Source organism: Hyphomonas jannaschiana VP2 (assembly GCF_000685215.1).
In the GTDB taxonomy this organism is placed as follows: domain Bacteria; phylum Pseudomonadota; class Alphaproteobacteria; order Caulobacterales; family Hyphomonadaceae; genus Hyphomonas; species Hyphomonas jannaschiana.
On record NZ_ARYJ01000006.1, the window covers coordinates 230,686 to 237,976 of the forward strand.

A 7,291-nucleotide genomic window follows, 5' to 3' on the forward strand; every position below is an offset into this window, starting at 1 on the left:
TTACAAGACCTCCGGGGCCATGTTGGCGATCTTGACCTGGTTCTTGCCGCGCAGTTCACGCGGAACCGGGCCGAACACACGGGTGCCGATCGGCTCGCCATTGTTGTTGATCAGGACGGCGGCGTTCGTATCGAAACGAATGGTGGAGCCGTCCGGGCGGTTGATGTCTTTTGCCACGCGAACGACAACGGCCTTACGCACATCGCCCTTCTTCACGCGGCCGGTCGGGATCGCTTCCTTCACGGAGACCACGATCACGTCACCAACGGAGGCATAACGACGGCCTGCGCCACCCAGCACCTTGATGCACTGGACGCGGCGCGCGCCGGAGTTGTCAGCCACCCGCAGGTTGGTCTGCATCTGGATCATGCGTCACTCCCTTCGCCGGTAACGAGTTCCCAACGCTTCAGTTTGGACTTCGGCGTGCACTCTTGAATGGTGACAGTCTGCCCCTCGACGGCAACATTGCCTTCGTCGTGAGCGTGATACTTCTTCGAGCGGCGAACGATCTTCTTCATCACCGGGTGGGTGAAGGTCCGTTCGACGCGGACGATTGCGGTCTTGTTCTGCTTGGCGGAGACCACGACGCCTTCCATGATACGCTTGGGCATGATCCCTCTCCTTACGCCTTACCGGCCTGAGCCTTCTCACGCATCAGAGTCTTGACGCGAGCAATGTCGCGGCGGACTTCGGAAACGCGGGAAGTCTTTTCCAGCTGGCCAGTGGCCGCCTGGAAACGCAGGTTGAACTGTTCCTTCTTCAGCTTGACCAGGTCGTCCTTGAGCTGGTCAGCCGATTTCGCCTTCATGTCGTCGAGGCGTGCTTTGGTCTTGCGAGCCATGATCAGATCCCCTCGATACGCTTGACGATTTTGGTTTTGATCGGAAGCTTGGCAGCGCCGAGGCGCAGGGCTTCACGGGCAATGTCTTCCGGCACGCCATCGATCTCGAACAGGATACGGCCCGGGGCAACGCGGGAGACCCACCGGTCTACCGAGCCCTTGCCTTTACCCATCCGGACTTCGATCGGCTTGGCCGAGACCGGCACATCCGGGAATACGCGGATCCACACTTTACCCTGACGCTTCATTTCGCGGGTAATGGCGCGGCGGGTCGCCTCGATCTGGCGAGCGGTGACACGCTCCGGCTCGAGTGCCTTCAGGCCGAACTCGCCGAATGCCAGCGAGAAACCGGCCTTGGAGTTCCCGCGGATCTGGCCCTTGAAGGCCTTGCGGAATTTGGTTCGCTTCGGTTGACGCATCTCTTATGCTCCGGCGGTCTGTGCGCCCGTTGCCGGGCCGCGCTGGTTAGCATTTGCACGTGCACGGGACTGGCCGGAGGACTCCAGGCGCTTGTCCTGTGCCATCGGGTCGTGCTCAAGGATCTCGCCTTTATAGACCCAGACCTTGATCCCGATGATGCCGTAGGTGGTTTCGGCTTCGGCAGTGCCGTAGTCGATGTCGGCGCGCAGCGTGTGCAGCGGCACGGAACCTTCAGCATACTTCTCGGTACGAGCGATCTCTGCACCGCCAAGACGGCCGGAGACCATGATCTTCACACCTTCAGCACCCAGACGCATTGCGGACTGGATGGCGCGCTTCATCGTGCGGCGGAACGAAGCCCGGCGCTCGAGCTGGCGTGCAATGTCGTCGGCGATCAGCGTGGCGTCGATTTCCGGCTTGCGGATTTCGACAAGGTTCACGCGGACTTCATCGTCGGTCATCTTCGACAGGTCCTTGCGGAGCGTCTCGATGTCCCCCCCCTTCTTGCCGATCACGAGACCCGGGCGAGCCGTGTGGATCGTGATGAGGCACTTCTTGTGCGGGCGCTCGATGATGATCTTCGAAATGCCGGCTTGCTTGAGGCGCTTGCGGATTTCCTTACGGATCGCAATGTCCTCGTGCAGCAGACGGCCATAGTCGGCGGTGTCTGCGTACCAGCGGCTGTCAGACGTCCGGTTGATGCCGAGACGCAGGCCGATCGGATTAACTTTCTGACCCATCAGGCAGCCTCCGCTTCCATGCTCGTGTCACGCAGCACAATGGTGAGCTGCGCGAAGGGTTTCTGGATCGGTGCAGCGCGGCCGCGGGCGCGGGCCCGGATACGCTTCATCACCAGGTTCTTGCCAACGTGGGCCTCGGCGACGACCAGGCTGTCGATGTCGAGGTTGTGGTTGTTCTCAGCGTTCGCGATGGCGCTCTGCAGGAGCTTGCGAACGTCCTTGGCCGGACGCTTCGGCGAGAACTGCAGCTCAGCCAGAGCCCGCTCGACCGGAAGGCCGCGGATCTGCTGTGCCAGCAGGTTCAGCTTCTGCGGGCTGGAACGGTACATGCGCAGAACAGCGCGCGACTCGTTCGATGCCTGCTTCGGAGGATTCTTGGCCTTACCCATGGCTTACTTCCTCTTCGCTTTCTTGTCCGCGCCGTGGCCGTAATAGGTACGGGTCGGAGCGAATTCGCCGAACTTGTGACCGACCATCTCTTCCGAGACGGTGACGGGGATGAACTTGTTGCCATTGTGGACCTGGAAGTTCAGGCCAACGAATTGCGGCATGATCGTCGAGCGGCGCGACCAGGTCTTGATCACGGTGCGCTTCTCAGAGGAACGGGCTTCCTCTGCCTTCTTCAGCAGGTAGCCGTCGACGAACGGGCCTTTCCAGACAGAACGGGGCATGTCTCGTGGCTCCTGTTAGCGTTTCGCGTTACGGCGACGGATGATCAGACGATCCGTAGCCTTGTTCTTGCGGGTCTTCGGACCGCGGGTCTTCTTACCCCATGGCGTCACCGGGTGACGGCCACCGGAGGATTTGCCCTCACCACCACCGTGCGGGTGGTCGACCGGGTTCATCACAACACCACGAACCGACGGACGCTTGCCGAGGTGACGCTTACGGCCAGCCTTGGAGAGAACCTGGTTCATGTTGTCCGGGTTGGACACTGCGCCGACCGTGGCCAGGCAGGTATCCATCACCATGCGGAGTTCACCGGAAGCGAGTTTGATCTGCGCGTAACCACCATCGCGGCCAACCAGCTGAGCATAGGTGCCGGCGGAGCGGACCATCTGGGCGCCCTTCTGCGGCTTCAGCTCGATGTTGTGGATGATCGTACCGACCGGGATGTTCTTCAGCGGCAGCGTGTTGCCCGGCTTGATGTCAGCCGTTGCCGAAGTGATCACGGTGTCGCCAACTTCGAGGCGCTGCGGCGCGACGATGTAGGACAGCTGGCCGTCTTCATACTTGATCAGCGCGATGAAAGCCGTGCGGTTCGGATCGTATTCCAGGCGTTCGACAGTCGCCGGAACGTCCCAACGGTTCCGCTTGAAGTCGACCTTACGGTACAGCTTCTTCGCACCACCGCCGATACGGCGAGCCGTGATACGGCCTTTGTTGTTGCGTCCGCCCTTCTTGGTCAGGCCCTCGGTGAGTGCCTTGACCGGCTTGCCTTTGTGGAGACCTGTACGGTCGACCAGAACGAGCTGGCGGCGGCCGGGCGAAGTCGGATTGAATGTCTTCAGTGCCATAATATTCGTCCTTCCCGCTTACAGGCCCGTCGTGATGTCGACAGACTGGCCTTCAGCAAGCGTCACAATGGCTTTCTTGATGTCGTTGCGACGACCAGCATAGCCACGGAAGCGCTTGGTCTTGCCCTTCTGGAGGATCGTGTTGACCTTGGTCACGTCGACCTTGAACAGGGCCTCAACAGCGTCCTTGATCTGCTTCTTGTCGGCATCGATGGCGACTTCGAACACGATCTTGTTGTGCTCAGCGACCAGCGTCGACTTCTCGGTGATGAGAGGACGGCGCAGGACGTCATAGTGGTGGGGTTGCACGTCAGCCATGACGATCAGGCCTCCTTCGATCCGTCGAAGCGTGCCTGGATACCCTCGGCAGCTTCCTTGGTGATGACCAGCGTCTTGCGGCGCAGAATGTCGTAAACGTTCAGACCGGCGACCGGCAGCACGTCGATGTTCGGGATGTTGCGAGCGGCTTTGGCGAAGTTTTCGTCAACAGCAGAACCCGAGATGATCAGGGCGTTCTCGATGCCGAGACCCGCGAACTGGCCTGCCAGCTCCTTGGTCTTGGCAGAGGTCAGCACAGCTTCGTCCAGAACGAGGATCGCCTCGCCTTTGACTTTCGAGGAAAGCGCATGGGCCAGAGCCATCTTGCGGATTTTCTTCGGCAGGTCGTGAGCGTGGCTGCGAACGCGCGGGCCATGGGCGATGCCGCCACCGACGAAGATCGGCGCGTTACGCGAACCGTGACGTGCACCGCCGGAACCTTTCTGGCGGATGTACTTCTTGGTCGTACGGTTTACTTCACCGCGCGACTTGGTCTTGTGCGTACCGGCCTGACGGCGCGCGAGCTGCCAGCGCACAGTGCGCTGCAGGATGTCATCGCGGATTTCGTCGATGCCGAAAATCGCATCGTCGACCGTGATATTGCCAGCTGCTTTGCCGGCCAGGGTTTTGACAGCGAGTTCCATTATTCGGCGCTCTCTTGGTTGGTGGAGCCCTCAGGGGCCTTGAACGAGCCAGCAGCCGGCGTGTCGGCGTGCGGTGCTTTCTTCACAGCGTCGCGGAGCTCCACGAAGGCACCATCGTGCCCCGGAACAGCGCCCTTCACGAGGATCAGACCGCGATCAACGTCCGTGCGGACAACTTCGATGTTCTGGGTCGTCACGCGCTCAACGCCGTAGTGACCGGCCATCTTCTTGCCTTTCCAGACACGGCCCGGATCCTGGTTCGCACCGGTCGAACCGTGCGAACGGTGAGAGATCGAAACACCGTGGGAAGCGCGAAGACCGCCGAAGTTCCAGCGCTTCATGGCACCGGAGAAACCTTTACCGATCGTCAGAGCGGCAACGTCCACTTTCTGGCCGACAGCGAAATGGTCAGCCAGGACGACTGCGCCAACTTCCGGCAGGTCGCCGGAGACGCGGAATTCTTTCAGCTTGCGCTTCGGCGCAACGCCGGCTTTCGCGAACTGACCGCGCAGCGCTTTCGTGGTGCGCTTTGCCTTCTTCTCGCCGACGCCCATGATGACGGCTTTGTAGCCATCGGTACGGGTCACTTCCCCACCCTTCTTGGTGGTGACGGTGCGCTCGTCTTCCGTGCGCACGCCGACGACCTGACAGCCGTCAAGAGACAGGACGGTGACCGGAACGTGACGGCCGGCCTCATCGAATACGCGCGTCATACCCACTTTGCGGGCAAGCACGCCGGTACGGGCTGCTGGCAGAGCCATTAACGGCCTCCCTCAAGCTTGATTTCGATGCCGACGCCGGAGGACAGGTCGAGCTTCATCAGTGCGTCGACGGTCTGCGGGGTCGGGTCCACGATGTCGAGAATGCGCTTGTGCGTGCGGATCTCGAACTGTTCGCGGGATTTTTTGTCGATATGGGGGGAGCGGTTCACGGTGAAGCGCTCAATACGTGTCGGCAGCGGGATCGGGCCTTTGACTTCAGCGCCCGTGCGCTTTGCCGTGTTCACGATCTCTTTCGCCGACATGTCGAGGGCGCGGTGATCGAAGGCTTTCAGCCTGATCCGGATATTTTGTCGTTCCATCGTCTCGGTCCGTCCGCACAAAACACTTCCGCCCGTGGGCAAATCAGCATGCGCCCGGGCGTCCGTGGGATTGAATTGTCTGTTTCGAGGGAGCGTTCGCTGAATAAAAAGCGCTGCCATCCCGGCGAAGTGGGCGGTCTATGGGATAGTCACCGCGCCGTCAACTCCTGCCTGTGGGATTTTTGCTGTTGATCTGCAGTGGCGGCGGGCGGTTTGCGCGGTTTCCGGCACCGCCTCCCCCGCCCATAAATCGGGGTCAGCATCGCCGGGAGTAAATCCACGCCGGAGCGCGGTTAACAGAACCGCACCGGAATCTGCAAAGATTCAAGGGAAATCGTGGGGAGATCCCAGCAATCTTCACCGAAATTTTCCGGATTACTGAGAGGGTCCAGTCAAACAAGATGGCAGGGTAGATTATGAATACAGTCAGAAAAGTCGAACCGAACTGGCCGGATCACGTTGAAAAGCCGGAAGAAGGCGTCGGCGCCTTCGAACTCCTCAAGCATCTGCGTTCCGAATTCGAAGGCCAGGCGGCCAGCGAGCTTGAGCTGACCATCCTGATGCCATGCCTGAACGAGGCCGAAACTCTTGCGACCTGCATTCGCAAGGCACGCGATTATCTGGATCGCGCGGGAATCAAGGGTGAAGTCCTGATCGCCGACAATGGCAGCACCGATGGCTCACAGCAGATCGCCAAGGAAGAAGGCGCCCGGGTTCAGCCTGTTTCCGCGCGCGGCTATGGCGCCGCGCTGATCGGCGGCATTCGCGCAGCCCGCGGTAAATATGTGATCATGGGCGACGCCGACGATTCCTATGACTTCTCCAGCCTCGATGCCTTCGTCTGGGAGCTGCGCGAAGGCGCCCAGCTCGTCATGGGGAATCGCTTTCAAGGCGGCATCGCGCCCGGAGCCATGCCTTTCCTCCACCGGATGCTTGGCAATCCGGTCCTCTCCTTCATCGGCCGTCTGTTCTTCAAGATCCCGGTCGGCGACTTCCATTGCGGCCTGCGCGGCTTCAACCGAGACGCCATTCGCGACCTGAAACTCTCCAGCCCGGGCATGGAGTTCGCCAGCGAAATGGTGGTGAAAGCCTCCCTTAACGAACTCGACATCCGCGAAGTGCCGACGACCCTGTCTCCGGACGGCCGGTCGCGCGCCCCTCACCTGCGGACCTGGCGCGATGGCTGGCGCCACCTGCGTTTCCTGCTTTTGCACAGCCCGAAATGGTTGTTCGGCGTACCTGGCTCCACTCTGCTCGGCGCCGGCCTCGTCGGCATCGCCGCCCTGATTGGCGGACCGCTGGAGATCGCTGGCATCCGGCTCGATCTGCTGACGCTTGTGGCGTCCTGCTTCTCCGTGATTCTCGGCGTGCAGCTGCTCACCTTCTCTCTGCTGACACGGGTTTATGCCGGTGAGTTCGGCGTCCTGCCGAAATCGAAACACCTCGACCGGATCCTCCCCTTCCTCACGCTGGAACGGCAGCTTCAGCTGGCGGCAGTCCTTTGCGTCGCAGGCCTCGCCGGAGCTGGCGCGGCGTTCTCGGGCTGGGCCTCTTCGGGCTTTGGCGACATTGTTGGCAATTCGACCCTTCGCTGGTTCTCCCTGTCGCTGACCTCTGTCGCGATCAGCGTCCAGCTCGCAGCGGCCGCCTTCCTGGCGTCGTTTATTCGGCTGCCTCAACCGGGCAAGTAACGCCCCCGAACAATCTCTCCCCAACAAGCAAAAAGGCCG

General features: G+C 61.1%; 13 protein-coding genes. 1 reads left to right on the forward strand and 12 read right to left on the reverse strand.

Translation table 11 applies throughout. The annotated features are described in order from the left end of the window. The 12 genes from rplN to rpsJ are packed head-to-tail and all read right to left on the reverse strand — an operon-like array spanning window position 1 to window position 5,561. On the reverse strand, window positions 1-369 hold the full coding sequence (gene rplN, locus HJA_RS11490) for a 50S ribosomal protein L14 (protein WP_034765820.1): 369 nt from the start codon (window positions 367-369) through the stop codon (window positions 1-3). Beyond that, window positions 366-611 (reverse strand): 30S ribosomal protein S17, encoded by a 246-nt coding sequence (gene rpsQ, locus HJA_RS11495; RefSeq protein ID WP_034765817.1) that lies wholly within the window; start codon window positions 609-611, stop codon window positions 366-368. The genes rplN and rpsQ overlap by 4 nt, the downstream gene beginning before the upstream one ends. A gap of 11 nt (window positions 612-622) precedes the next feature. After that, a complete protein-coding gene (rpmC, locus tag HJA_RS11500) occupies window positions 623-841 on the reverse strand; it encodes a 50S ribosomal protein L29 (RefSeq protein WP_035582273.1) in 219 nt (72 codons plus the stop codon). Window positions 842-843: 2 nt separating this feature from the next. Beyond that, window positions 844-1,260, reverse strand: coding sequence for a 50S ribosomal protein L16 (gene rplP / locus HJA_RS11505; protein WP_035582275.1), 417 nt, complete (start codon window positions 1,258-1,260; stop codon window positions 844-846). Window positions 1,261-1,263: 3 nt separating this feature from the next. Next, window positions 1,264-2,001, reverse strand: a complete 738-nt coding sequence (gene rpsC, locus HJA_RS11510; protein ID WP_035582277.1) for a 30S ribosomal protein S3 — start codon at window positions 1,999-2,001, stop codon at window positions 1,264-1,266. Further along, window positions 2,001-2,390: a 50S ribosomal protein L22 gene (gene rplV, locus HJA_RS11515; RefSeq protein ID WP_035573586.1), complete on the reverse strand. Its 390-nt coding sequence runs from the start codon at window positions 2,388-2,390 to the stop codon at window positions 2,001-2,003. The genes rpsC and rplV overlap by 1 nt, the downstream gene beginning before the upstream one ends. A 3-nt stretch (window positions 2,391-2,393) precedes the next feature. Continuing rightward, window positions 2,394-2,672 carry a 30S ribosomal protein S19 gene (rpsS, locus tag HJA_RS11520; protein WP_034765812.1) on the reverse strand — a complete coding sequence of 93 codons (279 nt, stop codon included), beginning with the start codon at window positions 2,670-2,672 and terminating at the stop codon, window positions 2,394-2,396. Window positions 2,673-2,687: 15 nt separating this feature from the next. Beyond that, a complete protein-coding gene (gene rplB, locus HJA_RS11525; RefSeq protein ID WP_035582279.1) occupies window positions 2,688-3,518 on the reverse strand; it encodes a 50S ribosomal protein L2 in 831 nt (276 codons plus the stop codon). An 18-nt stretch (window positions 3,519-3,536) separates the two neighbouring features. Continuing rightward, complete coding sequence (locus HJA_RS11530; RefSeq protein WP_034765810.1) at window positions 3,537-3,836, reverse strand: 50S ribosomal protein L23; 300 nt, start codon at window positions 3,834-3,836, stop codon at window positions 3,537-3,539. 5 nt (window positions 3,837-3,841) lie between these two features. Continuing rightward, on the reverse strand, window positions 3,842-4,480 hold the full coding sequence (gene rplD / locus HJA_RS11535; RefSeq protein ID WP_034765809.1) for a 50S ribosomal protein L4: 639 nt from the start codon (window positions 4,478-4,480) through the stop codon (window positions 3,842-3,844). Then, window positions 4,480-5,241, reverse strand: a complete 762-nt coding sequence (rplC, locus tag HJA_RS11540) for a 50S ribosomal protein L3 (protein WP_035582282.1) — start codon at window positions 5,239-5,241, stop codon at window positions 4,480-4,482. Before rplC ends, rplD begins: the two co-directional genes overlap by 1 nt. Beyond that, complete coding sequence (gene rpsJ / locus HJA_RS11545; protein ID WP_034765807.1) at window positions 5,241-5,561, reverse strand: 30S ribosomal protein S10; 321 nt, start codon at window positions 5,559-5,561, stop codon at window positions 5,241-5,243. Before rpsJ ends, rplC begins: the two co-directional genes overlap by 1 nt. 416 nt (window positions 5,562-5,977) lie before the next feature. Here rpsJ and HJA_RS11550 point away from each other — a divergent pair, with 416 nt between their 5' ends. After that, window positions 5,978-7,252, forward strand: a complete 1,275-nt coding sequence (locus HJA_RS11550; RefSeq protein WP_155839941.1) for a glycosyltransferase family 2 protein — start codon at window positions 5,978-5,980, stop codon at window positions 7,250-7,252. Window positions 7,253-7,291: the final 39 nt, after the last annotated feature.